The organism is Sphingobium sp. YR768 (genome assembly GCF_900111125.1).
GTDB lineage: Bacteria > Pseudomonadota > Alphaproteobacteria > Sphingomonadales > Sphingomonadaceae > Sphingobium.
On record NZ_FOGE01000017.1, the window covers coordinates 37947 to 62382 of the forward strand.

General features: G+C 64.8%; 29 protein-coding genes. 16 read left to right on the plus strand and 13 right to left on the minus strand.

Annotated elements, in window-relative coordinates; all coding sequences use genetic code 11:
• The first annotated feature begins 70 nt into the window (after window positions 1-70).
• Window positions 71-949, plus strand: a complete 879-nt coding sequence (locus BMX92_RS17730) for a 3-hydroxybutyryl-CoA dehydrogenase (RefSeq protein WP_093018943.1) — start codon at window positions 71-73, stop codon at window positions 947-949.
• A gap of 134 nt (window positions 950-1083) precedes the next feature.
• On the opposite strand, the gene pspF is transcribed toward BMX92_RS17730, so the two are convergent.
• Window positions 1084-2109, minus strand: coding sequence for a phage shock protein operon transcriptional activator (gene pspF / locus BMX92_RS17735; protein ID WP_093018945.1), 1026 nt, complete (start codon window positions 2107-2109; stop codon window positions 1084-1086).
• A gap of 184 nt (window positions 2110-2293) precedes the next feature.
• Between pspF and BMX92_RS27430 the strand changes: the two genes are divergently transcribed.
• The 8 genes from BMX92_RS27430 (at window position 2294) to BMX92_RS17770 (ending at window position 5158) form a co-directional block, all read left to right on the plus strand.
• Window positions 2294-2467, plus strand: a complete 174-nt coding sequence (locus tag BMX92_RS27430; RefSeq protein ID WP_177185125.1) for a hypothetical protein — start codon at window positions 2294-2296, stop codon at window positions 2465-2467.
• Between the two features lie 88 nt (window positions 2468-2555).
• Window positions 2556-3224: a phage shock protein PspA gene (pspA, locus tag BMX92_RS17740; RefSeq protein ID WP_093018947.1), complete on the plus strand. Its 669-nt coding sequence runs from the start codon at window positions 2556-2558 to the stop codon at window positions 3222-3224.
• Window positions 3225-3228: 4 nt separating this feature from the next.
• Complete coding sequence (gene pspB / locus BMX92_RS17745; RefSeq protein ID WP_093018949.1) at window positions 3229-3498, plus strand: envelope stress response membrane protein PspB; 270 nt, start codon at window positions 3229-3231, stop codon at window positions 3496-3498.
• Window position 3499: 1 nt separating this feature from the next.
• A complete protein-coding gene (pspC, locus tag BMX92_RS17750) occupies window positions 3500-3880 on the plus strand; it encodes an envelope stress response membrane protein PspC (protein WP_093018950.1) in 381 nt (126 codons plus the stop codon).
• Between the two features lie 36 nt (window positions 3881-3916).
• Complete coding sequence (locus tag BMX92_RS17755) at window positions 3917-4207, plus strand: hypothetical protein (RefSeq protein WP_093018952.1); 291 nt, start codon at window positions 3917-3919, stop codon at window positions 4205-4207.
• Window positions 4208-4233: 26 nt separating this feature from the next.
• A complete protein-coding gene (locus BMX92_RS17760) occupies window positions 4234-4545 on the plus strand; it encodes a hypothetical protein (RefSeq protein WP_093018953.1) in 312 nt (103 codons plus the stop codon).
• A gap of 92 nt (window positions 4546-4637) precedes the next feature.
• Window positions 4638-4889 (plus strand): hypothetical protein, encoded by a 252-nt coding sequence (locus tag BMX92_RS17765; protein ID WP_093018955.1) that lies wholly within the window; start codon window positions 4638-4640, stop codon window positions 4887-4889.
• Between the two features lie 29 nt (window positions 4890-4918).
• Complete coding sequence (locus BMX92_RS17770) at window positions 4919-5158, plus strand: hypothetical protein (RefSeq protein WP_093018957.1); 240 nt, start codon at window positions 4919-4921, stop codon at window positions 5156-5158.
• A gap of 254 nt (window positions 5159-5412) precedes the next feature.
• Here the strand turns inward: BMX92_RS17770 and pheT are convergent, their stop codons facing one another.
• From pheT to BMX92_RS17805, 7 genes are all read right to left on the minus strand, one after another.
• Entirely contained in the window at window positions 5413-7830 is a 2418-nt protein-coding gene (gene pheT / locus BMX92_RS17775) for a phenylalanine--tRNA ligase subunit beta (protein ID WP_093018959.1), read from the minus strand.
• Window positions 7827-8918, minus strand: a complete 1092-nt coding sequence (gene pheS, locus BMX92_RS17780; protein ID WP_093018961.1) for a phenylalanine--tRNA ligase subunit alpha — start codon at window positions 8916-8918, stop codon at window positions 7827-7829. The genes pheT and pheS overlap by 4 nt, the downstream gene beginning before the upstream one ends.
• Before the next feature lie 57 nt (window positions 8919-8975).
• Window positions 8976-9302, minus strand: coding sequence for a GIY-YIG nuclease family protein (locus BMX92_RS17785; RefSeq protein WP_093018963.1), 327 nt, complete (start codon window positions 9300-9302; stop codon window positions 8976-8978).
• 75 nt (window positions 9303-9377) lie between these two features.
• Window positions 9378-9995, minus strand: a complete 618-nt coding sequence (locus BMX92_RS17790; protein ID WP_093018965.1) for a LysE family translocator — start codon at window positions 9993-9995, stop codon at window positions 9378-9380.
• Between the two features lie 176 nt (window positions 9996-10171).
• Window positions 10172-10534: a 50S ribosomal protein L20 gene (gene rplT / locus BMX92_RS17795; protein WP_093018967.1), complete on the minus strand. Its 363-nt coding sequence runs from the start codon at window positions 10532-10534 to the stop codon at window positions 10172-10174.
• A 13-nt stretch (window positions 10535-10547) separates the two neighbouring features.
• Entirely contained in the window at window positions 10548-10751 is a 204-nt protein-coding gene (gene rpmI, locus BMX92_RS17800; RefSeq protein ID WP_093018969.1) for a 50S ribosomal protein L35, read from the minus strand.
• A gap of 134 nt (window positions 10752-10885) precedes the next feature.
• Window positions 10886-11710 (minus strand): inositol monophosphatase family protein, encoded by an 825-nt coding sequence (locus BMX92_RS17805; protein WP_093018971.1) that lies wholly within the window; start codon window positions 11708-11710, stop codon window positions 10886-10888.
• 67 nt (window positions 11711-11777) lie between these two features.
• On the opposite strand from BMX92_RS17805, the gene BMX92_RS17810 reads away from it, so the two are divergent.
• Both BMX92_RS17810 and BMX92_RS17815 read left to right on the plus strand, forming a co-directional pair.
• Window positions 11778-12206: a VOC family protein gene (locus tag BMX92_RS17810; RefSeq protein ID WP_093018973.1), complete on the plus strand. Its 429-nt coding sequence runs from the start codon at window positions 11778-11780 to the stop codon at window positions 12204-12206.
• 48 nt (window positions 12207-12254) lie between these two features.
• Window positions 12255-12491 carry a hypothetical protein gene (locus BMX92_RS17815; protein ID WP_093019081.1) on the plus strand — a complete coding sequence of 79 codons (237 nt, stop codon included), beginning with the start codon at window positions 12255-12257 and terminating at the stop codon, window positions 12489-12491.
• A 101-nt stretch (window positions 12492-12592) separates the two neighbouring features.
• Here the strand turns inward: BMX92_RS17815 and BMX92_RS17820 are convergent, their stop codons facing one another.
• Entirely contained in the window at window positions 12593-13528 is a 936-nt protein-coding gene (locus tag BMX92_RS17820) for a ribose-phosphate pyrophosphokinase (RefSeq protein WP_093018975.1), read from the minus strand.
• 130 nt (window positions 13529-13658) lie between these two features.
• Here BMX92_RS17820 and BMX92_RS17825 point away from each other — a divergent pair, with 130 nt between their 5' ends.
• Together BMX92_RS17825 and gltX are read left to right on the plus strand one after the other, a co-directional pair.
• Complete coding sequence (locus tag BMX92_RS17825; protein ID WP_093018977.1) at window positions 13659-15320, plus strand: NAD+ synthase; 1662 nt, start codon at window positions 13659-13661, stop codon at window positions 15318-15320.
• A gap of 101 nt (window positions 15321-15421) precedes the next feature.
• On the plus strand, window positions 15422-16744 hold the full coding sequence (gltX, locus tag BMX92_RS17830) for a glutamate--tRNA ligase (RefSeq protein WP_093018979.1): 1323 nt from the start codon (window positions 15422-15424) through the stop codon (window positions 16742-16744).
• A 567-nt stretch (window positions 16745-17311) separates the two neighbouring features.
• Here the strand turns inward: gltX and BMX92_RS17835 are convergent.
• From BMX92_RS17835 to hemC, 4 genes are all read right to left on the minus strand, one after another.
• Complete coding sequence (locus tag BMX92_RS17835; RefSeq protein WP_093018981.1) at window positions 17312-18061, minus strand: esterase/lipase family protein; 750 nt, start codon at window positions 18059-18061, stop codon at window positions 17312-17314.
• Between the two features lie 125 nt (window positions 18062-18186).
• Window positions 18187-19074, minus strand: a complete 888-nt coding sequence (locus tag BMX92_RS17840) for a hypothetical protein (RefSeq protein ID WP_093018983.1) — start codon at window positions 19072-19074, stop codon at window positions 18187-18189.
• Window positions 19075-19102: 28 nt separating this feature from the next.
• Window positions 19103-19774: a uroporphyrinogen-III synthase gene (locus BMX92_RS17845; RefSeq protein ID WP_093018985.1), complete on the minus strand. Its 672-nt coding sequence runs from the start codon at window positions 19772-19774 to the stop codon at window positions 19103-19105.
• Window positions 19771-20697 (minus strand): hydroxymethylbilane synthase, encoded by a 927-nt coding sequence (hemC, locus tag BMX92_RS17850; RefSeq protein ID WP_093018987.1) that lies wholly within the window; start codon window positions 20695-20697, stop codon window positions 19771-19773. The genes BMX92_RS17845 and hemC overlap by 4 nt, the downstream gene beginning before the upstream one ends.
• Window positions 20698-20741: 44 nt before the next feature.
• Here hemC and tsaD point away from each other — a divergent pair, with 44 nt between their 5' ends.
• From tsaD to BMX92_RS17865, 3 genes are read left to right on the plus strand one after another with little or no spacing between them, the layout of a single operon-like run.
• Window positions 20742-21776 (plus strand): tRNA (adenosine(37)-N6)-threonylcarbamoyltransferase complex transferase subunit TsaD, encoded by a 1035-nt coding sequence (gene tsaD, locus BMX92_RS17855; protein WP_093019083.1) that lies wholly within the window; start codon window positions 20742-20744, stop codon window positions 21774-21776.
• Between the two features lie 13 nt (window positions 21777-21789).
• Window positions 21790-22761, plus strand: a complete 972-nt coding sequence (locus BMX92_RS17860) for an NAD(P)H-dependent glycerol-3-phosphate dehydrogenase (RefSeq protein ID WP_093018989.1) — start codon at window positions 21790-21792, stop codon at window positions 22759-22761.
• Between the two features lie 54 nt (window positions 22762-22815).
• Window positions 22816-24336: a lipopolysaccharide biosynthesis protein gene (locus BMX92_RS17865; protein WP_093018991.1), complete on the plus strand. Its 1521-nt coding sequence runs from the start codon at window positions 22816-22818 to the stop codon at window positions 24334-24336.
• The last annotated feature ends 100 nt before the right edge of the window (window positions 24337-24436 follow it).

The window sequence follows — 24436 nt, forward strand, 5'->3', positions numbered from 1 at the left end:
ATCGCCACTGGCCGACCGCCGGTGCCGCAGTTAAGGGATAAGGGACGCATTCAAGCATGGAGAGCAGGATATGACGGATATTCGCACGGTGGGCGTGATCGGCGCCGGACAGATGGGCGCTGGCATCGCCCAGGTCGCGGCGCAGGCCGGCTATGCCGTCATCCTGTCCGACATCGACCTTGCCCGCGCGGAAAAGGGCGTGGCCGGCATCGCCAAGCTGCTCGCCCGTGCGGTGGAGAAGGAAAAGATCAGCCAGGCGGACGCCGATGCCGCGCTCGCCCGAATCACGCCGGTCGGCGACATCGCCCCGCTGGCCGATGCGCAACTGGTGATCGAGGCTGCGACCGAGCGGGAAGAGATCAAGCGCGCCATCTTCGCCAATGTCGGCAAGATCCTGGCCGATGACGCGATCCTCGCCACCAACACCTCCTCCATCCCGATCACCCGTCTGGCCCAGGCCGCGCCCGATGCCGGGCGCTTCGTCGGCGTCCATTTCTTCAATCCGGTGCCGGTGATGGTGCTGGTGGAGGTCATTCGCGGCCTCGCCACCACACCCGAAACGGTCGCGGCGGTCGAAGGCTTCGCGTCGAAGATCGGCAAGACCACCGTCCATGCCTTCGACGCGCCGGGCTTCGTCGTGAACCGCATCCTGCTGCCGATGCTGAACGAAGCGGTGTTCGTGCTGGGCGAAGGCGTGGGCAGCGTGGTCGATATCGATCAGGGCTGCAAACTGGGCCTCAACCATCCCATGGGTCCGCTGACGTTGCTCGATTTCGTCGGCCTCGACACCGCACTGGAAATCCTCAACGTCTTCCTCACCACCACCGGCGACCCCAAATATCGCCCCGCGCCGCTGCTGGTCAAATATGTCGAGGCTGGCTGGTACGGCCGCAAGACCGGGCGCGGCTTCTATGACTATTCGGGTCCGGAACCCGTGCCTACGCGCTAACCCGCATATTCATTTTCGTCATTCCCGTGAAAGCGGGAATCCATCTCTCGACACTATTTTATGACGCGAAGGCGAGGGGATGGTCCCCGCCTTCGTAAGGATGACGGCGTTATATGGTGGCGCTTGGGTGCTCTTTACCCCGCACTCAACCCATGTTTCTTCATGCAATGGCGCAACTGGTCATAGGTCAGGCCCAGCCCCTTGGCGGTGGCGCGCTGATTATAGCGGAACCGGTCCAGCGCGGCGCGGATGATCGCCGCCTCATGGCTGTCCACCGCCAGACGCAGGTCGGTAATCTCGTCATAGGCCGTGGGCGCTGCGACGGGCGCGGCGGCAGGCATATCTTTGGGCGCCGCTTCGGCCCTGGGCATCATCGGCTTTGGTTTCCATGGCGAAGCGAAGGGATCGAAGGTGATGCGGCTGATCGGTCGCGCCGGCTCGTGCCAGCGATAGACGGCCCGCTCCACCACGTTGCGCAATTCGCGCACATTGCCCGGCCAGCCATAGCCTTCCAGTTCCGCTGCGCAGGCCGCCGCAAAACCCGGCCATTGCGGCCAGTTGAGTTCGGCCGCCATGCGCCGCCCGAAATGGTCGGCCAGCACCGACACATCCCCCTCCCGCGCGCGTAGCGGGGGCAGGGTGATGACCTCGAAACTCAGCCGATCCAGCAAATCGGGCCGGAACCGCCCGGCCTCCGCAGCGGCGGGCAAATCCTCATTGGTCGCCGCCACGATCCGCACATCCACCCGCTGCGGTCGCGATGCGCCGATCCGTGTCACCTCGCCATATTCGACCACGCGCAGCAGTCGTTCCTGCGCCGCCATCGACAGCGTGCCCAGTTCGTCCAGAAACAGCGTGCCGCCATCGGCTTCCTCGAACCGCCCCGGCCGCGCCTTGGTCGCGCCGGTAAAGGCACCCTGTTCATGGCCGAACAATTCAGCCTCGATCAGCGTTTCAGGCAAAGCTGCGCAGTTCATCGTGATCAGCGGCTCACCCCAGCGCGGCGACAGATGGTGCAGCCGTTCGGCGATCAGTTCCTTGCCGGTGCCGCGCTCGCCGATCACCAGCACCGGCCGGTTCAGCTCGGCCGCGCGGCCCGCCTGCTCGACCGCGTCGAGAAAGGCGAAGCTTTGGCCGACAAACTGCGTATTTTTCTCCATGCGCCAACTTATGGTGAAATTTCCCACCTTTCGGCAAGTCAAATTCTGGCACGGGCCCCTCAGCTGAACCGAAAATGAAGGAAATCCGCCATTTCCTCAAATTGGCACGCTGTCTGCAAAGCTATGGGCAATCCGCAGCGAAATGCGGAACACACATGAAGGCCAAGGTTCAGGGAGCTAAGAAATGGAAAAGCAGACCAACAGCGTTCGCGAAATCGGCCAGCTTATGTCGGTCGCCATCGCCGCCGTCCTGTTCGGATCGACTCTGATCCTTTCGGCGGTCGGTCCGGCCCGCGCCAGCGAAGGCGTGGTTCTCGCGACGCAAGACACCCCCGCGACCCTGCGCTATCTTGCGTAAGGATCGCAAACCCCGGCCGGGGCGGGAATGCCCCCCTCTCGCCCGCCCCGGCACCTGACCATGAGATACGACCAGGAGTGACGTTAAAATGGGTATTTTCTCCCGCACCCGCGACATCATCGCCGCCAATGTCACCGACTTGCTGGACAAGGCGGAAGACCCGGCGAAGATGATCCGCATGATCATCCTCGAAATGGAGGAGACGCTGGTGGAAGTCCGCGCCTCGGCCGCTCGCACCATCGCCGACCAGAAGGAAATGCGCCGCCACATCGCCAAGCTGAATGCCTTGCAGGATAGCTGGACGGAAAAGGCGCAGCTTGCCCTGTCGAAGGATCGCGAAGACCTCGCGAAGGCCGCGCTGGTCGAGCGTCAGAAGGCGGCCGACATGGCCGACCATCTCAATCATGAGATAGAGACGCTGGACGAAGCGCTGCGCGCCTCGGAAGAGGATATCGCCAAGTTGCAAGGCAAGCTGCGCGAAGCCCGCGTCCGCCAGAACAGCCTGGTCACCCGTATGCAGAGCGCCGAAAACCGCCTGCGCGTCCGCGAAGCCTATGCCGGTGAGAAGGTCAATGACGCCTTTGCCCGCTTCGACATGCTGGAACGCCGCGTCGATCTGGCCGAAGGCCGCGCCGATGCCGTGACGCTGGGTGGCCAGCCCAAGACGCTGGAGGAGGAAATCGCGGAATTGAAGTCGGCCGACAAGGTCGATGCCGATCTCGCCGCGCTCAAGGCCAGCATGAACAAGGGAGCCTGATCCGATGGAAGACGTGTTCCTGCCGATCATGGTCTGCGGCATGCTGTTCATCGGCATGCCCTGGCTGATCTTCCACTATGTCACCAAGTGGAAGCAGGCGCCCAAGATCACCGACGAGGATGAGAAGCTGCTGGACGATCTCCACCTTCTCGCCCGTCGCCTCGAAGAACGGCTCCAGACGGTCGAACGGATCGTCGCCGCCGACAACCCCGATTTCCGCCCGCAGCGCCCGGCCCAGGAGCCGGACGACTATAGCTTCGACCGGAGGAACTGACATGACCGCCCGCCGCACCAAATTCTATCTCGACAAGGCCAATGGCAAATGGATGGGCGTATGCTCGGGCATTGCCGACTATAGCGGGATCGACGTTGTCTGGGTTCGCGTGGGCGCGGTGCTCATCACCCTGATGGGCGCCTTCCCCTGGACGCTGATCGCCTATGGCGTCGTTGCCTATTTCGCGGAAAACAAGCCGTCCGGCCTCTATGCCGACCGCGATGATGAAAAATTCTGGCAGGGCGTACGCAGCAACCCGGCGCGCTCCACCCGCGATGTCCGCTCCAAATTCCGCGATATCGATCGCCGCCTGGCCGACATCGAAATCTATTATACCAGCCGCAACACCCGGCTCGCCGACGAGATCGACAGCCTGCGCTGAGCGCCCGGCTGGGGCACATAACAGGGAGAGACAGTCATGAGCTTCGCTGGTCCTGCTTTCATTCTATCCATCATCGCCATGTCGACGTTGGGCTGGGTCGTCACCACCTGGGTCCGTGCCCGTCACGGCTATCCGGTGGAAAATGAATGGTCGGGCGTCGCTCATCGAACCGATCCCGACGCCGGTCGAAAAATCGACCTTCTTTCAAACGAAAACGAAAAGCTGGTTGGCCGCATCAGCCGTCTTGAAGAGCGCATCGCCGTGCTGGAGAGGATCGCCACCGATCCCGCCACCCGCACCGCGCGCGACATCGAAGCGCTACGCTGACCGACCAGGCAAGGGAGTAGATCAAGATGTTTCCATTCGAAGCTTTCGCGCCGGTCGCCGTCATCGTCGGATCGCTGGGGGTCGCCGGTTGGATCTTCACCACCTGGCTCCGCATCAAACATGGCTATCCGCTGGAAAATAGCTGGGGCAAGGCGGTCTATCCGCAAAAAAATGCGGAAATGATCGAGCGCATCAAACTGCTGAGCCAGGAAAATGCCCAGCTTCGCGCCGAAATCGGATCGATGAAGGATCGGCTCATCGTGGTCGAACGCATCGTCACCGACGAAAGCCACCAACTCAATCGCGAAATCGAACGGCTGCGCAGCCCGGCCAACTAACGGCATCATTCGAAAAAGTGGGAACCGGTTTTTCGGCAAAATGATGCCAAACCAAACTGCGCGCGCCATAATCTTGTCAGGGAGTGATCAAAATGGGCCCGTTTGAAATGGTCGTCGCCATCGTCGCGATCACCGCCGTCGCCAGCATCGTCCGCGCCAAATATGGCGTCGTGCGCCATGGCAAGGGCGAAGCGCTGATCCAGCGCGGCCCCGATCCGGAAACGGAAAGGCTGCGCGCGGAAGTGAAGGCACTCAAGGACCGCGTCGCCGTGCTGGAACGGCTCGCAACGGATGGCTCCACCGCGCTGGAGCGGGAATTCGAAAAACTCCGGGACCGCGACTGAGCGCGCACCGACCGGACAGGGAGGCTTATATGCAAGACCCCTATCTTTACGTGACTCTGGCCGGGGCCAGCCTTGTCGGCCTCACCATCCTGACCCTCGCGGGCCTGCGCGGCTGGAATGGCTGGCTGGACCTCAAGCGCGCCGAACTGATCCGTTACGGCCAGAGCGAGGACAGCGGCCCACCCACCGCCGCCGCCCGGATCGAGGTCGCCGACCTCAAGGAACGCATCCGTAAGCTGGAAGCGATCGCAGCCGGCGTTGATCTGTAAGCAGTAACCCATCCGCTTGGGCTGGGCAAAGCCCTCCACCGGGCGGAACTTTTATACCGTTGCGTTTCCCCGCGTAGGCCGGGGTCCAGTCCCACGCTCTGAACTGGACCCCGGCCTGCGCCGGGGAACGTTCACATGATTTAGCGTCATGGGGCGTCCTGATATTGGCCCCCGCATACGCGCAGGGCCAGCGGAGGAAAAAAAGGGCGGGGTGACTGCTCACCACGCCCTTTATCTTGTCCAGCAATGCCGGTTCAGCCCCGCAAGCTGCCGCCCAGCTTCTGCGCCGCCTTGACCACGGCCGCGCTGATCGCTTCCAGCTCTTCCTGCGAAAAGCTCTTCTCGCCGGGCTGCAACGTTACTTCGACCGCCAGCGACTTATAGCCATCCTCAACGCCCGGCCCGACAAAGATGTCGAACAGGCGCACGTCGACGATGTTCTTCTTGTCCGCCCCCTTCACGCCGCGCACCAGCGCATCGGCCTCGACCATGTCCGGCACGATGAAGGCGAAGTCGCGCTTCACCGCCTGCAACGCTGGCGGCGCATAGGGGGCACGCATGAAGCCGCTCTTGCGCTTGCCCGGAATCGCATCGAGGAAGATTTCGCCCGCGACCACCGTGCCCGACAGGCCGAACTGCTTGGCCAGCGACGGATGCAGTACGCCATATTCGGCCAGCACCACCTTCGGCCCCAGCCGCAGCGTGCCCGATTGCCCCGGATGATAGGCGGCCGACGCCTCCCCGAAATTCTGGAGATTGCCCACCGGCGCACCGGCGGCCGCCAGCAGTGCGATCACCTCGGCCTTGGCATCGAACGCATCGAAGGCTTGCGCCTTGCCGCTCTGCCAGCCACGCGCGGTCTTCTCGCCCGCCAGCACGAAGCCCACGGTGGCCCGCTCGCCCTGCTTGAAATAGCGACGACCCAGTTCGAACAGGCGGATGCTGGTCGCGCTGCGATCGACATTGCGCTTGGTCGCCGACAGCAGGCCGGGCAGCAGCGAAGGCCGCATGACCTTCAGATCTTCGGAGATCGGATTGGCCAGCGTCCAGTCGCCCCCGCCCACGGCATCAGCTTCCTTTTCGGACAGGAAGGACCAGTTGATCGCTTCGGCCAGCCCGCGCGCAGCCGCCGTGCGCCGCACCCGGCGCTCCACCAGCTGTTCAGGCGTCGCGGTCGGGCGGGCGACGCCCGGCACGCGCGGCAACGGGGTGGAGGGCACATGGTCCAGCCCCACGATGCGCACCACTTCCTCGACAATGTCGGGCCAGCCATCGACATCGCGCCGCCATGTCGGCACGGTGATGGTCCAGCTTGCCGGCACGCTGACGGGCATCCCGTCCTGATATTCGACGCCGCCGCCCGACGCGACGACACCAAAGCCCAGGCTTTCCAGGATGCGCTGCTGTTCATCAGCGGGCACGTCCACGCCGGCCAGCGACAGGCACTGGTCAGGGGCATAGGCGACGGTCTTCGGCGTCGCGGGCGGCGTCCCGGCGCGGGTCGCCTCGCTGGGCGTGCCTCCGCACAGGCTGACCACCAGGCTGGTCGCGATCGACAGGCCATCGTCCAGAAACGCCGGATCGACCCCACGCTCGAACCGGCCACGTGCGTCGCTGGTCAGGGTCAGCTTCTGCCCGGTCACCGCGATCCGCTCCGGCGTGAAATAGGCGCATTCGATCAGCACGTCGGTCGTGCCGTCCTGCGCGCCCGAATGCTCGCCGCCCATGATGCCGCCGATATCGTGCACCGCTTCATCGTCGGCGATGACGGTCATGCTCTCATCGATGGTGTAGGTCTTGCCGTTCAGCGCCAGCACCTGCTCGCCGGCCTTGCCCTTGCGCGCGACGAGGCCGCCCTTCAGCGTCGCCATGTCATAGACATGGAGCGGCCGGCCAAGGTCGATCATGATGTAATTGGTGATGTCGACCAAAGTGCTGATCGGCTTCTGTCCGATCGCCTTCAGGCGCTTGGCTATCCAGTCGGGCGACGCGCCATTGGTCACGCCGCGCACGGTGCGCGCGAAGAAGGCGGGGCAGCCGTCCACATCGTCGGTGCGAACGTCCGGTCCCGGACCCACGCCGGCAATCTCCGGCACGATGATGGCGTTCAGCGTGCCGAGGCCCGCCGCAGCCAGATCGCGCGCGATGCCGCGCACGCCCATACAGTCCTGCCGGTTCGGCGTGATGCTGACGTCGATGACCGGATCGTTCAGCCCCGCCCAATTGGCATAGACCTGACCCACCGGCGCGCTTTCGGCCAGTTCGATGATCCCATCATGATCCTCGCCCAGCTCCAGTTCGCGGAAGCTGCACATCATGCCGTTGGATTCGACGCCGCGAATGGCGGTCTTCTTCAGCACCATGCCGTTGACCGGCACCACCGCGCCCTCGACCCCGAACACGCCGATCAGACCCGCCCGCGCATTGGGAGCGCCACACACGACCTGCAACGGAGTCCCGTCACCATGGTCGACGCTCAGCACCTGCAACTTGTCGGCCTGCGGATGACGCTCGGCGGTCAGCACCTTGGCGATCTTGAACGCGCCCAGCTTCTCCGCCGGATTCTCCACGCCCTCGACCTCAAGCCCGATGGCGTTCAAGGTCTTGAGAATGGTGGCCAGATCAGCGTCGGTATTGAGATGCGTCTTGAGCCAGCTCAGGGTGAACTTCATGCGCCGACTCCTCCCGACAGCGTGGGCACGTCGAGTGCCGAGAATCCATAATGTTTCAGCCAGCGCAAATCGCCGTCGAAGAAGGCGCGCAGATCGTTCATGCCATATTTCAGCATGGCGAGGCGATCGACGCCGGTGCCGAAGGCAAAGCCCTGCCATTCGTCGGGATCCAGGCCGCACGCCTCGATCACGCGACGGTTGACCATACCGCTGCCCAGCACTTCCAGCCAGCCGCCGCCCGGCGCATCGCCGTCGCCGCCGATCACGCGCTGACCATTGGCCAGCGTATAGCCGACATCGACCTCGACAGACGGTTCGGTGAAGGGGAAATAGCTGGGGCGCAGGCGCAGGACGATATCCTCGCGCTCGAAAAACGCCTTGAGGAAGGTCTCCAACGTCCATTTCAGATGACCCAGGGTGATGCCCTTGTCGATCACCAGACCTTCGATCTGGTGGAACATCGGCGTGTGGGTCGCATCGGAGTCGCTGCGATAGACGCGGCCGGGCGCGATGATGCGGATCGGCGGCTCCTGCGTCATCATCGTGCGGATCTGCACCGGCGATGTGTGGGTGCGCAGCAGCATCTTCTTCTGTCCCTCTTCGTCGGGGAAGTAGAAGGTGTCGTGCATCGCCCGCGCCGGGTGCGTCTCGGGGATGTTGAGCGCGGTGAAATTATGCCAGTCGTCCTCGATCTCCGGTCCGGTCGCGACCGAGAAGCCCAGGTCGGCGAAGATTTCCGCGAGTTCGTCCATCACCTGCGAAACGGCGTGAACGCTGCCCTGCGGCCCCAGATCGGCCGGCAGGGTCATGTCGACCTTCTCCGATGCCAGCTTGGCGTCCAGCGCAGCCTGCTCCAGCGCAGCCTTCTTCTCCGCCAGCGCAGCGGTGACGCTCTCGCGAAGATCCTGGATCGGCGGGCCCTTCTCCATCCGCTCGTCCGGTGACATGGGGCCAAGCGTCTTCAGAAGGCCGGTGACGACCCCGCTCTTGCCCAACGCCCCAACCCGCAGCGCCTCCAGCGCGTCGAGCGTGCCGGCGGCGGCGATGTCGGCGATCAGGCCGGCTTTCAATGCGCTAATTTCGGTCATTCTTTTCAAACCTTCGTCATTCCCGCGAAAGCGGGAACCCATCTCCTGACCTGCCGGTCAGTCGCTACGTAAAGAGGACAAAGGCTCAAAGCCAAAGCCCAGCGCCAGATCATCCCAGTCAGGATTGCCAGCTTCGATCAGCTCAATCTTCCACTGCCTGTTCCATTTCTTGATCCGCTTTTCCCGCAAGATAGCGCTGTCCATGCTGTCATGCGGTTCGAACCAGACCAGGCGCTTGACGCCGTAGTCTTTCGTGAAGCCTTCGATCAAGCCGTTTCGATGCTCGTAGAGGCGCTTTATGAGGTCAGCGATGACACCTGCGTAAAGTGTACCGTTTCTGCGGCTCGCAAGAATGTAAACGGTTGGGTTGATCTCGCGCGACATGGCTACCTCGGGAGATGTTTGACCGAGGCACGTGACTCGGTCAAACCCGCTTTCGCTGGAATGACGGCGGGGTGGTCAGGCGCGTGCGCCCAGCAACGCCCCGCCAAAGCCGATGAACATCAATCCTGTGCCACGGTTGAACAGCTTCTGCCGATTGACGGGCTCCAGCCAGCGGGCAAGGCGCAGGCCGCCCAGCGCATAGACGCCATACCAGAAGCTCTCGATCACCACGAAACTGACGATAAGGATCGCAAGCTGTAACCAGAAGGGGCGCTCCAAATCAATGAACTGGGGAAAGAGCGCAGCGGCGAAGATGATCAGCTTGGGATTGGCCAGCCCGGTCAACAGGCCGGTGCCATAAAGAGCCCGCGCCGATCGCGCGTTGGTCGCCCGCGCCTCGCTGCCGCCCACGGGCGCGCGCCAGGCCTTGATCCCCAGCCAGACCAGATAGGCGACACCGGCATAGCGCAACACGTCGAACAGGCGCGGCGAGGCCTTCAGCAACGCTCCAAGCCCCAGCGCAGAGGCGATCAGGCACAACAACACGGCGCTCATCAGCCCCGCCATCGTGGCCGTAGCCTTGCGCGGGCCATGGGCGATGCTCTGCGTCATCACATGCAACATGTTCGGACCCGGCGTGGCCGAGATCAGGAAAACCGCCGTAACGTACAACCACCAGAGATGCAGCGACATGGGATTGGCCCCCGATGTTCAGGCTCAACCAATCTCCGTTCGCCCTGAGCCTGTCGAAGGGCGCGCGCTTGCCTCGAAAAGCAGAGCGCGAACGGAAAGAAAATCCGAAAAACAAAAAGGGCGCCGAAGGCATCTGCCCCGGCGCCCCTTTCAAGACGATCTTGCGATCAGTCCGCTCAGGCTGCGGGCAGCGCAGCCTTCGCCTGGGCGATGATGGCGCTAAACGCCTCGCCTTCGTGCATCGCAATGTCGGCCAGAACCTTGCGGTCCAGCTGCACGCCGGCCAGCTTCAGGCCATGCATGAACTGCGAATAGGTCAGGCCTTCAGCGCGGACACCCGCGTTGATGCGCTGGATCCACAGGCCACGGAAAGTGCGCTTCTTAACCTTACGGTCGCGATACGCATACTGGCCGGCCTTTTCGACAGCCTGACGGGCGACACGGATCGTATTCTTGCGACGGCCATAATAGCCCTTCGCCTGATCTAGAATCCGCTTATGCTTCGCCTTCGTGGTTACACCACGCTTGACACGTGCCATGGGTCAGGCCTCCTTACTTCAGGCCGTACGGCGCCCACAGGCGCACGTGACCGACATCCGAATCCGACAGCACGCTGGTGCCGCGGTTCTGGCGAATATATTTCGAGTTATGGCTGATCAGGCGGTGACGCTTGCCAGCGACGCCGTGCTTGACCTTGCCGGTAGCGGTGAACTTGAAGCGCTTCTTCACACCGCTCTTGGTCTTCATCTTGGGCATTTTCGTCTCCTTGTTCAGCGCGACGATTACAGACAGCCACGGCAGCCCTAGTTAGCCGGGCGGTCTCACTGAATATCGCGAAGGGCGGCCCTTAGGGGGCTGCGCCGCAAAAGGCAAGCGATTCGGGGTCGTTTTCAATGGTGGTGATGATCATGCCCATGGTCGTCACCCGCGCCATGGATCGCTTCCAGCACATCCTCCAGCCGCGCCGGATCGCCCAGCGCCAGCACATGGCCTTCGCTGTCGGCGGTCAGCGGCTCGCCATTCCAGTCGCACATCAGGCCGCCCGCGCCCTCGACCACCGGCACCAGCGCCGCGAAATCATAGCTTTGCAGGCCCGATTCGATGACGATGTCCAGGAACCCGGACGCCAGCAGCCCATAATTATAGCAGTCCCCGCCATAGACCGGCCCCTGCCGCGGCGACCCGCCCGAAACGGCGGCGACCAGCGCCAGATAATGGGGCACATCGCCATCGGCGAAGAGGTGCGGGCTGGTGGTGGCGATGCCCGCGCCCCCCAGCGCCTTGCAGGCCCGCGTGCGCACCGGCTTGCCGTTGAAGGTGGTCGGCTGCCCGCTCATCCCGGCCCAGCGTTCCTGCGCGATCGGCTGGTCGATAATACCGATCGTCGGCCATCCCCCCTGCGTCAGTGCGATCAGCGTGCCGAAGATCGGCCGCCCGGCAATGAAGCTGCGTGTCCCGTCGATCGGATCGAGAATCCACACCCGCTCGGCATCGGTCCGCACCGATCCATATTCCTCGCCGATGATGCCGTCGTCGGGCCGTTCCTTTTCCAATATCGCGCGGATCGCCGCTTCGGCGGCACGGTCGGCCTCCGTCACCGGCGACTTGTCCGCCTTGATCTCCATGTCATAGCGCGCACGAAAAAAGGGGCGGATGGCGGCGCCAGCGGCGTCGGCAAGGCGGTTGGCAAGGGCCAGGTCATCGCGGGTCGTCATGCCCCTTCGCCTAGCGGTTGCGCCGGCTTTGCGCTAGACTGGAGAATGTCCGGATAAGGAGAGGATCATGCCCGGTTCGCCTGCCATTCCCTGCCTGCGCTATGCCGATGCGCCCGCCGCGATCGATTTTCTGTGCGACGCCTTCGGCTTCACCCGCCACGCCGTCTATCCGGACGATGCCGATCCGACCATCATCCACCACGCCCAACTGATATTGGGGAAGGGGATGGTGATGCTGGGCAGCGTCAAGGATATGGAGGACGAATCGCTCTATACCTGGTCCACCGCGCGCGATCTGGGCGGCGTCACGGCCTGCGTTTATGTCGTGTTGGCCGATCCTGACGCCCATTGCCTCCACGCCCGCAACGAAGGCGCCGTGGTGGTGGACGAACCGCATGATAATCCGGGCTATCCGGGCCGCGGCTACACGGCGCTCGATCCGGAGGGCAATGTCTGGAGTTTCGGCAGCTATGATCCCTGGTCTGATCCCGCTTAAGTCTTTGGCAACCTTGCCGTCCTAGCCTGCATCAGGAAAGGGATGATCATGGCGCTGGTCGGCTGGATATTGAGCTTCATCGCATTGCTTGCGGGGCTGGCGCTGCGGCAGGACATGCCGATCGGCGGATCGGTAACGATTTCCAACCTGCTGATTATCTTCGCCCTATTGACCTGCCCGATGATCTGGCGCGACCTGCCGCTGGGCGTGTCGCGCGGCCAGCGCATCGTCACCGGTCTGGCGCTCGTCTTCGCCCTGCCGATCATCCTCTTCCCGACGCACTGACCCCATAAACGACAACGCCGGCCGAGCGAGGCTCGACCGGCGTGTATCCCGTCTTGATCAAAGGAGCAGGCCGCAGAAAGGCGCTCAGCCCATGCGCCTGATCAGTCGAACAGGCTCGAAACCGAGCTTTCGTCCGCGATGCGCTTGATCGCTTCGCCCAGCAACGGGGCGATAGGCAAATGCCGGATGCGCTGGGCGCCGATAACCGCATCGGTGCCCTGGATCGAGTCGGTGATGACCAGTTCCAGCAATTCCGACGCTTCGACACGGGCGACTGCGCCGCCCGAGAGCACGCCATGGCTGACATAGGCGATGACGTCTTCGGCGCCCTGCGCCTTGAGCGCGGCGGCGGCGTTGCACAGCGTGCCGGCCGAATCGACGATATCGTCGATCAGGATGCAGAAGCGGCCCTTCACGTCGCCGATGATGTTCATCACTTCCGATTCGCCGGCGCGCTCACGGCGCTTGTCGACGATGGCGAGCGGGGCGTTGTCGAGTCGCTTGGCCAGCGCACGGGCGCGCACCACGCCGCCCACATCGGGCGACACCACCATGATATTCTTGTCACCAAAACGGGCCTGAATATCGGCCGACATCACCGGCGCACCGAACAGATTATCGGTCGGAATGTCGAAGAAGCCCTGGATCTGCCCCGCATGCAGGTCGACCGACAAGACGCGGTCGGCCCCAGCGGTGGTGATCAGGTTGGCGACCAGCTTGGCCGAGATCGGCGTGCGCGGGCCGGGCTTCCGGTCCTGCCGGGCATAGCCGAAATAGGGGACGACAGCCGTGATTCGCTTGGCCGACGCGCGCTTGAGCGCATCGATCATGATCAGCAATTCCATCAGATTGTCATTGGTCGGATAGGCCGTCGACTGGATCACGAACACGTCCTCGCCGCGGACATTCTCATGAATTTCCACGAAAACTTCTTCGTCGGCGAAACGACGGACGCTGGCGTCGGTCAGGGGGATTTCGATATAGTCGGCGATGGCGGCCGCAAGCGGCTTGTTCGAATTGCCGGTCATGAGTTTCATGGCGAAAATCCCCAGGCTAATGGCGTGACGAATTGATGACGATGCGCGAAACGCGGCCCCTTTAGCGGCGCATGTCGCATGTGGAAAGGCGCTTTTGCGCCCTGCGACAAAATGGACTAGTGGCCAAACCATGACCGACAAACTCGTGATCGCGCTCGCGCAGATGACCCAATATATGGGCGACCCCAAAGCCAATGCCGACGCCATGCTGGAATGGCGCGCACGGGCGCAGGGCGCGGACCTGATCGTCTATCCCGAACTGCAACTGATCGGCTATCCACCCGAAGATCTGGTGCTCAAGCCCGCTCTGGTCGATCAGGCCAATTATCATTTGGACCGGATGGCGCAGGAGACGGCGGATGGCGGCCCGGCCATGCTGGTCGGCACCGTCGTCGCTTCGCAGGGTGTGCTGTTCAACGTCGTCGCCCTGCTGGAAAATGGCGCCGTCACCGCGATCCGGCAGAAGCGCGAACTGCCCAATTATGGCACCTTCGACGAAAAGCGCTTGTTCGCCCCCGGTCCGCTGCCCGCGCCGATCACGTTCAAGGGCGTGAAGATCGGCGTGCCGATCTGCGAAGATATCTGGTTCCCCTTCGTCACCGCCCACCTGCGGGCCGAGGGCGCGGAAATCCTGATCAGCCCCAATGGCAGCCCGTTCGAAGTCGACAAGGATGATCGCCGCCTGAACATGGTGGCGGGAACCCGCGTCCGCGAAACCGGCCTGCCGCTCGTCTATCTCAACCGCGTCGGCGGGCAGGACGAACTGGTGTTCGACGGCGCCTCCTTCGTGATGAACGGCGACCTCAGCCTCGCCCAGCAATTGCCCGACTGGGAAGAATCGCTGGTGCTGACGACATGGGAGAAATGGGACGGCCAGTGGGTCTGCCTGCCCGGCGACAAGCATGATCTCGATCCCCGCCCGGCCGACATCTACAACGCCATGGTGCTGGGCCTGCGCGACTATGCGAACCGCAACCGCTTCCCCGGCGTGGTGCTGGGCCTGTCGGGCGGCATAGACTCCGCGCTCTCTGCCGCCGTCGCCGTCGATGCGCTGGGCGCCGATCGCGTCTGGTGCGTGATGATGCCCTCGCGCTTCACCAGTCAGGAAAGCCTGGACGATGCGGTCGAATGCGCCCGCCTGCTCGGCGTCCGCTACGACACGATCCCGATCGAACCGGCCGTCGCCGCCTTTGACACCATGCTCGCCCCCGTCTTCGAAGGCCGCAGCCGCGACCTGACCGAAGAGAATATCCAGTCGCGCATTCGCGGCGTCACGCTGATGGGCCTTTCCAACAAATATGGCCATATGTTGCTGACCACCGGCAACAAGAGCGAGATGTCGGTCGGCTATGCCACCATCTATGGCGACATGGCGGGCGGCTATTCGGTGCTGAAGGACGCTTACAAGACGACGGTGTTCGATCTCTGCCGCTGGCGAAACGACAATATGCCGTCGCTCGGCGAAGGCTTCGGCCCCGCCGGTCCGGTGATGCCAGAGCGAGTCATCACCAAGCCGCCCAGCGCCGAACTGCGCGACAATCAGCGCGACGACGACAGCCTGCCGCCCTATGAGGTGCTGGACCCGATCCTCTACGGTCTGGTCGAGGAAGAATTGTCGGTCGACAAGTTGGTCGAGCGCGGTTTCGAGAAGGAGACGGTCGCCCGCATCGAGCGCCTGCTCTACATTGCCGAATATAAACGCCGCCAGTCGCCCCCCGGCGTGAAACTGGGCATCCGCAATTTCGGCCGCGATCGCCGCTATCCGATCACCAACGGCTTCCGCAGCATTTAACCCATGAAAAGGCCGTTCGGGCTGAGCGAAGTCGAAGCCCGGCACTGAGCGAAGCGAAGTGACTTTGCTACGCTCAGCCCGAACGGGTCTGGAATCAAGATATGACCGTCATCACCCGCTTCGCCCCGTCGCCCACCGGCCACCTCCATGTCGGCAATATCCGCGCGGCGCTCCATAATTGGCTATGGGCGCGCAAATCGGGCGGCCGTTTCCTGCTGCGCCTCGACGATACCGACCTCGAACGCTCCCGCCCCGAATATGCGGATTCGATCAAGGCCGACCTGAAATGGCTCGGCCTCCATTGGGATGGCGAGGAAAAACAGTCCGACCGCTTCGCCCTCTACGAAGCGCGGTTCGAGGCGCTCAAGGCATCCGGCCATGTCTACCCCGCCTGTGAAACGAGCCAGGAACTGGAGCTACGCCGCAAGATCCTGCTCGGGCGCGGCCTGCCGCCGGTTTATGATCGCGCCGCCCTCTCGCTGACCCCGGACCAGATCGCCGCTTATGAAGCCGAAGGCCGCACCCCGCACTGGCGCTTCAAGCTGGACCATGATCAGCCGATCACCTGGACAGACCTGATCCGGGGCGATCAGCGCTTCGATCCCAAGTTGCTGTCTGACCCGGTCATTCGTCGCGCCGACGGTTCCTGGCTCTACATGCTCCCCTCGGTCATCGATGATGTCGACATGGGGATCACCCATGTCCTGCGCGGGGAGGATCATGTCTCCAACACCGCCACCCAGATTCAGATGTTCACGGCCTTGGGAGCCCCGTTGCCCCGGTTCGCCCATGAAGCACTGCTGACCGGCAGCGAGGGCAAGCTGTCCAAGCGTCTCGGTTCGCTCGGTGTTGCCCATTTCCGCGAGATCGGGCTGGAACCGTCCGCCATCGCCTCGCTGCTCGCCCGCCTCGGCAGTTCGCAGTCCATCGAGCCCTTCGCCGACATGGCGCCCCTGATCGACAGCTTCGACTTCGGCCATTTCGGCCGCGCGCCTGCGCGCTTCGATGAGGCCGAACTGGCGACCCTCAACCAGAAGATCGTCCATCTTCTCCCCTATGCAGCGGTCGCCGATCGCCTCCCCGAAGGCGTGGGCGAAGCGGCATGGGATGCGATCCGCCCCAATCTGGAAACGGTAGCGGGCGTGGCCGACTGGTGGCGGATCGTCACCGGCCCGATCGACGCGCCTGCCGTCGCCGAAGAGGACCGCGATTTCCTGACCGCCGCCCACCGCATCCTGTCCGACGCGGCTTTCGACGCCGATATCTGGCGCATGCTCACCAACGCGCTGAAGGAAGAGACCGGCCGCAAGGGCAAGACACTCTTCCTGCCCCTGCGTCGCGCCCTGACCGGTCTGGACCATGGCCCCGACATGGGCCAGCTTCTGCCGCTGATCGGCAAGGAAGAGGCTTTGCAGCGGCTTTAGTCCTGAGCGCTACTGCCAAACAGACGAAGCCCCTCCTTCCTCGGCTTTGATCCGGGGCCTAGTTCTTTTTTGGCTTTTGCAGAGAAAAGCGGAATGCCGGGTCAAGACCGGCATGACGAGCAAGGAAATGTCTCGAAGCGACCCGTTGCAGACACGCTGTGCTCCTGCGAAAGCAGGAGCCTAGGGCGGCCTAGCGCCTTGTTACCTGGGGGGCTGCGTTCGCAGGAACACGGTTGATTTGGAACAGGAGCGTCCGCCCCCTCCTATTCCCCTTCCAAAATAGGATTTTGCCTGATCTATCCTGAAGGATGGAGCAGTCTGCCCTTCACCGCCGCCCGTCCCCGCAAACGCCCCTCTATCAAGGACGCGCCTTTGACCTATCCAGTGCGTTCCCGGTGCACAGGCGGCGCGCCACGATGACCCAACAGGCGCGCGCCCGGCGCGTCGGCGGCGCACGGCCGTCGCGTTTCCGGCTCAAAAGCGCGGAAATACGACGCCATCGACGATGTGAACTTTGGTGCAATGACCCTGTCGGTCGAATCCGCCACCCTGAACCCGACGTCTCCGTCAGCCCCGCATCGCCTCCAGCGCCTTGCCCACCGCCGCAATGCCCTCCGGCGCGGCGGCAAAGCCCATATGGGTGCAGTCGACCTCGATCGCCTTGTCCCGCTCGCCAGCACGGCCGCGCGCGCATTCCGGCAGGATCACGCCATCCCGGCGCGACCATAGAGCCACGGTCGGCACCGGCGGCTTTTCCTCCCGCGTGCAGGGAAAGGGCGGCCGGTCGACCGGGAACCCGGACACCAGCTGATAGAGTCGCCAGGCATGATTGGCGCGCGGATCGCCGGAAAAGGGCGTCCCCATCGACACCACGCCGCCGACCTTGTGGGCGGCGAATTTCGCATATTCGCGGGCATAAAGGCCGCCCAGGCTCCAGCCGACCAGCGTCACCGGCGCGCCAGTGCCCCGGCGGATCGCGTCGATCCGCTGGTCGATCCGCTCCAGACTGTCAGGCTTCGGGCCGAAATTGCGGCCCATGTCCCAGCCATGGGCGCGATAGCCCGCCGCCTGCAATATCGCGCGCAGAGGCTCCATCCGCTGTTCCGACGCCAGCAGGCCGGGGATCAGCAGCACATGCCGCCCATCGCCGCGCATCGCGCCTGCCAGCATGGGCGCTTGAGCGCGCGTCCGTGCCAGATCGAACGGCACCGACATATTGGCCAGCAATTGCTGGATGCCCGGCCGCTCGGCCGCCCGCGGACCGCCGGTCAGGCGATCTTTCCAGAAACTGGCAATGGCGTCGGCATAGGGGGGCACGAAAGGAGGAACCTCTTTCCAGATGGAAAGATGACATTCCCATGACATGGCCCGCCGCGTCCATGGCTTTTGTCGATCAGATCAAACGGTTCGTCGTTTGTGACAATCTTCGGATCGATGCCCTGTCAGGGCGTCAGCGGGGGTGTCTGGTCGACCGCAGCGGCTTCCGGGCCACGCAGTTCGCGCGGCTCCAATATCGCGGCGGTTTCGATCAGGTCCAGCGCGCGCCGCGCCTCCAGATAGCGTCGGGCCGCCTGGGTCCAGCGATCGGCGGCCGCCTTGCCGGGCATGCGCTCCACCTCGGCCAGCGCCGCGCTCACCCGGCCGCCGTCGATATAACGCAGTGCTCGCTCCATCGCAGCCTGTGGGCGCGGCGAGGGCGTGGAGGCCCGGTGGATCGTCACCAGCTCGCGCGCCTCATGCTCCAGCGCGGTCCACCAGCTGGCGTCGGCGGGCGTCTTCACCACCTGATCGGCAATATCGTTCAGGCCGCCGCGCAGGTCCGCCAGCGTCATCGGGGCGCGGGCGGCATTGATGATCGCGGCCACGGCCCGTGGCTGGGCCTGCCCAAAGCGCAGTCGCAATTGCCCCTCGATATAGCCGAGCGGCATGCCACTATCGAGCGCCCGGCGGGCGGCAAAGGCCACCAGCAGGCCTTCTGCGCGCGTGGCATTACCCGATGCGGCCTGTGCCTCCACGCTGATCCGGTTCAGCCGCTCGTCCAGTTGTACGACACGCGCGTCCAGCATCTGCGCCGCGTCGGCGGTCAGCGGACGTACCGTGACGCCCTGACCGGTCGCCAGTGCGCCCACCGTGCCGGGAAGAGGTTGCGGCAAGGCCGCCTGCGGTTGCGGATCGCTCCAGCGCCGCTGGATCTGCGGCCAGGCCCAGACGGTCAGCACCACGCCCAGCGCAAAGGCGAGCAGGGCCAGGATCAGCAGCGGCAACATGCTGCGCCGGCGCGCGGGCGGCGGCGTCATACCAATGCTGGCCACCCCGTCCTCTTCGCTCATGCCGCCTCTTTCGTCTGTCATCGTCTCGTCATTCGCACAATCGGCGGGCCAGGGCCAGCATCTCGTCATCCTGTGGCAGAGCAGCGGCCTGCGCGCTGGCCCAACCGGCGCCACATGCCGTTAAGGCCGCTGTGCTGATAGCAATGACATGCAGTGTAGCGCGGCGGCTGTCGGGTGTCTGCGCCGCCAGCCTTTCGCCCGCACGCGGCGAATGCACCAGCAGGATCGATCCCGGCACGGCCATGTCCAGCAGCGCCGGATCGGGTGGCAGGCTGGCCATGCCATAGACCACGATCCGATCGATATGGAGCGGCCCCGCCTCGATGGGAGCGACGGTCGTCCCCGCCAGATGCAGCACTCGCCGATGCCGGTCCGCGGCGATCTGTGCGGCGATCGCGCTGCCATCCATGGTCCCGGCGACCACATCGGCGAAACCGGCTTCGGTCAGCGCCTGCGCGGTCTTTGCTCCCACGGCATAGGCGGGCAGAGCGCGATATCGGTGCAGCCCCGACCCCGCCAGTCGCACCCCATTGGCGCTGGTCAGCAGCAGCGCGTCATACTCCTCCGGCGCCGGCGGCGTCCAGTCCACGACTTGCGGCGCAAACAGCGGATGCACCAGCGCATCTAGCCCCATTGCGCGCGCTTTGTCCGCCGTCTTGCCCGCCGCCGGTTCCGGCCGCAGGATCAGGACGCGCCTCACGCCTCGAACAGGGCGCGCAACGCCGGGCTGGCGCGATCGAGCAAGGTCCGGCCGATCGCCTCTGCAGCGTCTTGGTCGCCGCGTGCCAGCCGCGCCTCTTCCCGCACCGTTTCGCTGCCGTCCGGGCTGATGATCTCGGCGCGCAGGAACAGGCCGTCGCCCTCGACCAGCGCCAGTGCCGCGATAGGCGAATGGCATGTGCCGCCCAGGCCGCGCAGCAGCGCACGCTCGGCCATCACCGTGTCATAGGTGTCGCGGTCATTGATCGCATTCAGAGCCGCCAGCACCGGCGCATTGTCCGCCAGCGCCTCGATCCCCACCGCGCCCTGTGACGGGGCGGGCAGCATCGTCTCGATCGGGATCAGCGTGCCGACATCGCTCTGGTCCAGCCGATCAAGGCCCGCCGCCGCCAGCAGCGTGGCATGGACCTCGCCGGTCGCCAGCTTCGCGAGGCGCGTCGCCACATTGCCGCGAAACAGGGTGATGGTCGCGTCGGGCCGCAACCGCTTCACCTGCGCCGCTCGACGCGGCGAGCTGGTGCCGACCAGCGGATTGGCGGGCAGCGCGGCGAAACTTTCCACCCCCACCAGCTTGTCGCGCACGTCGGCGCGCGGCAGCATCGCGGCGATACGGAAGGCATCCGGCCGCAGCGTCTCGACATCCTTCATGCTATGCACGGCAAAGTCGATCTTGCCCGCTATCAGCGCCCGATCCAGTTCCTTGGTCCACAGCGCCTTGCCGCCGATGTCGGCCAGCGCCCGGTCCTGAATCCGGTCGCCGCTGGTCTGCACGGTGACGATCTCGATCGCCTCCTTGTTCCAGCCATGGGCGGCGCGCAAAGCCTGCGCGGTCATATGGGCCTGGGCCAGTGCCAGCGGCGATCCCCTGGTGCCCAGGCGCAACGGTCGATCAGTGAAAAGCATATGCGGCTTGCTCTAATGGCCAGCGCCATTAGATGGAAGCGGCAATGACCATCATTCTGGGCCTGGAATCGAGCTGCGATGAAACCGCGGCGGCGCTGGTGAGCGCCGACGGCCGGATTCTCGCGCATCGTCTCGCCACGCAGGAGGAAGCGCATCGCCCCTATGGCGGCGTCGTACCCGAAATCGCGGCGCGTGCGCATGTGGAGGCTCTCAGCCCTCTGATCGAAGCGGCGCTGGCCGATGCGAAGATGACGCTGGCGGACGTCGACGTGATCGCCGCCACCGCCGGACCCGGCCTGATCGGCGGCGTGATGGTCGGCCTCGTCACCGGCAAGGCGCTTGCCCATGCGGCGGGCAAGCCGCTGGTGGCGGTCAACCATCTGGAGGGGCATGCGCTCTCGCCGCGCCTTGCCGATCCGACCCTGCAATTCCCCTATCTGCTGCTGCTCGTGTCGGGCGGCCATTGCCAGTTGCTCCATGTGAAGGGGCCGGGCGACTATGCGCGCCTCGCCACCACCATCGACGATGCGGCGGGCGAAGCGTTCGACAAGACCGCCAAGCTGCTCGGCCTTGGCTATCCCGGCGGCCCGCAGGTGGAAAAGGCGGCTGCGCAGGGCAATGCGAAGGCCGTTCCCCTGCCGCGCCCGCTGGTCGGCACGGCCGAACCGCATTTCTCCTTCGCCGGCCTCAAGAGCGCGGTGATGCGCGCCGTCCAGTCCGGCCAATATGCGACCGAGGATATCGCCGCTTCCTTCCAGCAGGCGGTGATCGATTGCCTGATCGACCGCACGCGCAAGGCGCTGGCGCAGAGCGAAGGCGTCACCGCGCTGGTCGTGGCGGGGGGCGTGGCCGCAAACCAGCCGATCCGCGCCGCGCTCGAATCGCTGGCCGCCGATCATGGCCTGCCTTTCGTCGCGCCGCCCATGTGGCTGTGCACCGACAATGCGGCGATGATCGCCTGGGCCGGGGCGGAACGCTTCGCAGTGGGTCTGATCGACGATCTTACATTTCCCGCCCGGCCGCGCTGGCCGCTCGATCCGGCGGCAGAAAAGGCGCGCGGCGCCGGAGTAAAAGCATGAAGGGCGTGAAGGCATGAAGGCGGGAGTCATCGGCGCGGGCGCCTGGGGTACGGCGCTGGCGCAATTGCTGGCCAGCGACGGGCAGGATGTGGCGCTCTGGGCGCTGGAACCGGATGTGGTCGACGCGATCAATGCGCGTCAGGAAAACCCGCTTTATCTCGCCAATCTCCCGCTTTCGCCCTCGATCCGGGCGACCGGCGATATGGCGCACCTCAACGATTGCGAGATGCTGCTGGTCGTCAGTCCCGCCCAGCATCTGCGCAGCGTCGTGGCGCAGGCCCCCGCCGGCGTGCCGCTCCTGCTCTGCTCCAAGGGGATAGAGGCGGGCACCAGCCTGCTGATGTCTGAAGTCGCTTCGCAGGCGCAGCCGACCTCGCCCATCGCCGTCCTCTCCGGCCCGACCTTCGCGCATGAAGTGGCGAAGGGCCTGCCGACCGCCATCACGCTCGCCTGCGAGGACAAGGCCTTGGGCCAGCGCCTTGCGGCCCGCATCGCCCGTCCGTCCTTCCGTCCCTATCTGTCGGACGATGTGATCGGCGCGGAAATTGGTGGCGCGGTCAAGAATGTGCTCGCCATCGCCTGCGGTGTTGCGGAAGGGGCTGGGCTCGGCCTCAACGCCCGCGCCGCGCTCATCAGCCGGGGTTTTGCCGAAATGACTCGCTTCGGTCTGGCGCGTGGTGCGCGGGCGGAAACGCTGGCCGGCCTGTCGGGGCTGGGCGATCTGGTCCTCACCTGCTCATCCACCAATTCGCGCAACTTCTCGCTGGGTAAGGGACTGGGCGAGGGGGCAAGCGCCGCCGACCTGCTCTCCAACCGTCGTACCGTCGCGGAAGGCGCGCATACCGCGCCGGTGCTGCGCGATGCCGCACGCGCGGCGGGTGTGGAAATGCCGGTGGTGGAGGCCGTCTGCGCCCTGCTGACCGACGCAGCACCATTGGCGCAGGTCATCGACGCGCTGCTCGCCCGGCCGCTGCGTCCTGAATAACCCGTCGCGCTGCTGCCGCATTGCGCCTACAACGAACAGATATAGCAACAGAGAATGACACAAGGGGTTGATAGTTCGTTGGCGACAGAGGCGCCTCCATCCAAGGATCAGGATGATATCGCCGCTCTGGCCAAGGGCGGGCGGACCAACGTCTTCGGCTTCCTGCTGCGGCTGGCCGCACGCCTGCCTTTCCTGTTCATCGCCGGGCGCTGGTATGGCGCCGAAGCGCTGGGTCGTTTCGCCTATGCCGTGCTGGTGGTCGAATTCGTCGCCCAGATCGCGACGCTGGGCCTGAAGCGCGGTTTGGCCGGTGCGCTGTCGCAGACGGAGCGGCCGCATAATCATGTCGTGACGGACGCGATGGTCGTGACGTTGCTCGCGGCCTTGCTTGGTTCTGCGATCCTCATCGCCTTCCCGCAGGCGATGTTCCCCAACAGCAACATCAACGGGCTGGACCGGTTGCTGGCGCTGGTGGTGATCGGCGTGGCGGGATCGGACGTGGCGCTCGCCGCCTGCGCCTATCGCTTCGACGTTGGCGCGACCGTCCGGGCGCGCTCGATTATCGAACCCTGGGCGATCAGCATTGGCGCTTTCGGTTTCGCTTATTATTCGCTGCGCGATGGCCTGATCCTCTCCTATGCCGTGTCGATGATCGCGGCTTTCATTGCCTCGATCATTCCGATGATCCGCCATTATGGCCGACCCAGCGGCTGGCGTCCCGATCCGGGCCGACTCTGGCGCCTCGCCCGGCGCAACCTGCCGCTGGCGGCGGCGGACGGGGTGGAATGGGGATCGCGCCGGCTCGACATGGCGATATTGGGCCTGTTCGTCAGCCCGGCGGTGGTCGGCATCTATTATGTCGCGCAGCAGGTCGCCTCTCTGCCACAGAAGCTCAAGACCAGCTTCGATCCCATCCTTGGCCCGGTCATCACCCGCAACCTGGCGGAAAACAACCTTGCCGCCATCGCCAAACAGGTCAGCCAGGTCGGCTTCTGGATCATCGCCGCACAGGCCGGCATCGCGCTGGCGCTCGGCATCCCCGGTGAGGCGGTGATGGGGCTGGTCGGCCCGCATTTCGTCGGCGGCACCGGCGCGCTTGCTTTCCTGCTGCTGGCCGAAGTCGTTGCGGCCACGGCGGTCGTCAGCGAATCGGCGCTGGTCTATATCGCCCGCCATCGCAACCTGATGATCTCCCTCGTCATGATCGGCTGTCAGGCGGCCTTCAGCTTCGCGCTGATCTTCGCGGCGCGCGCCGTGCATATGGAGGTGATGTGGATCGCCGCTGCGCCCGCGCTCGCGCTCTGCCTTGCGCTGGGCCTCGGCGCTTTCGTCAAGGCGCGCCTGCTCTCGCGCCTGCTGGATGCGCCGATCAACGCCTGGCGCTGGCCGCTGCTGAGCGCGGCGGGGGTCGCCTGCATCGTCGGCGCGGGCTTCGTCGCCCTGCCGCAGCGTTTCGAATGGGTCGAACTGGCGGTCGGCGTCTGGGCGATATTGGGCGCCTATGGCCTCGTCATCTGGCGCTGGGGCTTCGGTTCGGAAGACCGGGCCCTGTTCAGGAAGCAGAAGCCGGTCTGATCTTCTGCCCCTGTCGCCGATGCGGCAGGCTGTAGGACAGCGAAAAATGCAAAAGGCCCGCCTCTCCGGTGAGAGGCGGGCCTTTTGCATGGCTTGTGGG

Excerpts from the sequence above, each read along its gene's own strand:
- pheS (WP_093018961.1), bottom strand. The coding sequence starts at position 8,918 with ATGACCGAAATTAGCGCATTGAAAGCCGGCCTGATCGCCGACATCGCC.
- hemC (WP_093018987.1), bottom strand. The coding sequence starts at position 20,697 with ATGCTTTTCACTGATCGACCGTTGCGCCTGGGCACCAGGGGATCGCCG.
- pspB (WP_093018949.1), top strand. The coding sequence starts at position 3,229 with ATGGAAGACGTGTTCCTGCCGATCATGGTCTGCGGCATGCTGTTCATC.
- pheT (WP_093018959.1), bottom strand. The coding sequence starts at position 7,830 with ATGAAGTTCACCCTGAGCTGGCTCAAGACGCATCTCAATACCGACGCT.
- BMX92_RS17840 (WP_093018983.1), bottom strand. The coding sequence starts at position 19,074 with ATGAGCGAAGAGGACGGGGTGGCCAGCATTGGTATGACGCCGCCGCCC.
- BMX92_RS17805 (WP_093018971.1), bottom strand. The coding sequence starts at position 11,710 with ATGACGACCCGCGATGACCTGGCCCTTGCCAACCGCCTTGCCGACGCC.
- rpmI (WP_093018969.1), bottom strand. The coding sequence starts at position 10,751 with ATGCCCAAGATGAAGACCAAGAGCGGTGTGAAGAAGCGCTTCAAGTTC.
- pspC (WP_093018950.1), top strand. The coding sequence starts at position 3,500 with ATGACCGCCCGCCGCACCAAATTCTATCTCGACAAGGCCAATGGCAAA.
- BMX92_RS17760 (WP_093018953.1), top strand. The coding sequence starts at position 4,234 with ATGTTTCCATTCGAAGCTTTCGCGCCGGTCGCCGTCATCGTCGGATCG.
- BMX92_RS17730 (WP_093018943.1), top strand. The coding sequence starts at position 71 with ATGACGGATATTCGCACGGTGGGCGTGATCGGCGCCGGACAGATGGGC.
- BMX92_RS17765 (WP_093018955.1), top strand. The coding sequence starts at position 4,638 with ATGGGCCCGTTTGAAATGGTCGTCGCCATCGTCGCGATCACCGCCGTC.
- rplT (WP_093018967.1), bottom strand. The coding sequence starts at position 10,534 with ATGGCACGTGTCAAGCGTGGTGTAACCACGAAGGCGAAGCATAAGCGG.
- BMX92_RS17810 (WP_093018973.1), top strand. The coding sequence starts at position 11,778 with ATGCCCGGTTCGCCTGCCATTCCCTGCCTGCGCTATGCCGATGCGCCC.
- pspA (WP_093018947.1), top strand. The coding sequence starts at position 2,556 with ATGGGTATTTTCTCCCGCACCCGCGACATCATCGCCGCCAATGTCACC.
- BMX92_RS27430 (WP_177185125.1), top strand. The coding sequence starts at position 2,294 with ATGGAAAAGCAGACCAACAGCGTTCGCGAAATCGGCCAGCTTATGTCG.
- BMX92_RS17770 (WP_093018957.1), top strand. The coding sequence starts at position 4,919 with ATGCAAGACCCCTATCTTTACGTGACTCTGGCCGGGGCCAGCCTTGTC.
- pspF (WP_093018945.1), bottom strand. The coding sequence starts at position 2,109 with ATGGAGAAAAATACGCAGTTTGTCGGCCAAAGCTTCGCCTTTCTCGAC.
- BMX92_RS17755 (WP_093018952.1), top strand. The coding sequence starts at position 3,917 with ATGAGCTTCGCTGGTCCTGCTTTCATTCTATCCATCATCGCCATGTCG.
- BMX92_RS17790 (WP_093018965.1), bottom strand. The coding sequence starts at position 9,995 with ATGTCGCTGCATCTCTGGTGGTTGTACGTTACGGCGGTTTTCCTGATC.
- gltX (WP_093018979.1), top strand. The coding sequence starts at position 15,422 with ATGACCGTCATCACCCGCTTCGCCCCGTCGCCCACCGGCCACCTCCAT.
- BMX92_RS17825 (WP_093018977.1), top strand. The coding sequence starts at position 13,659 with ATGACCGACAAACTCGTGATCGCGCTCGCGCAGATGACCCAATATATG.
- BMX92_RS17785 (WP_093018963.1), bottom strand. The coding sequence starts at position 9,302 with ATGTCGCGCGAGATCAACCCAACCGTTTACATTCTTGCGAGCCGCAGA.
- BMX92_RS17865 (WP_093018991.1), top strand. The coding sequence starts at position 22,816 with ATGACACAAGGGGTTGATAGTTCGTTGGCGACAGAGGCGCCTCCATCC.
- BMX92_RS17860 (WP_093018989.1), top strand. The coding sequence starts at position 21,790 with ATGAAGGCGGGAGTCATCGGCGCGGGCGCCTGGGGTACGGCGCTGGCG.
- tsaD (WP_093019083.1), top strand. The coding sequence starts at position 20,742 with ATGACCATCATTCTGGGCCTGGAATCGAGCTGCGATGAAACCGCGGCG.
- BMX92_RS17820 (WP_093018975.1), bottom strand. The coding sequence starts at position 13,528 with ATGAAACTCATGACCGGCAATTCGAACAAGCCGCTTGCGGCCGCCATC.
- BMX92_RS17815 (WP_093019081.1), top strand. The coding sequence starts at position 12,255 with ATGGCGCTGGTCGGCTGGATATTGAGCTTCATCGCATTGCTTGCGGGG.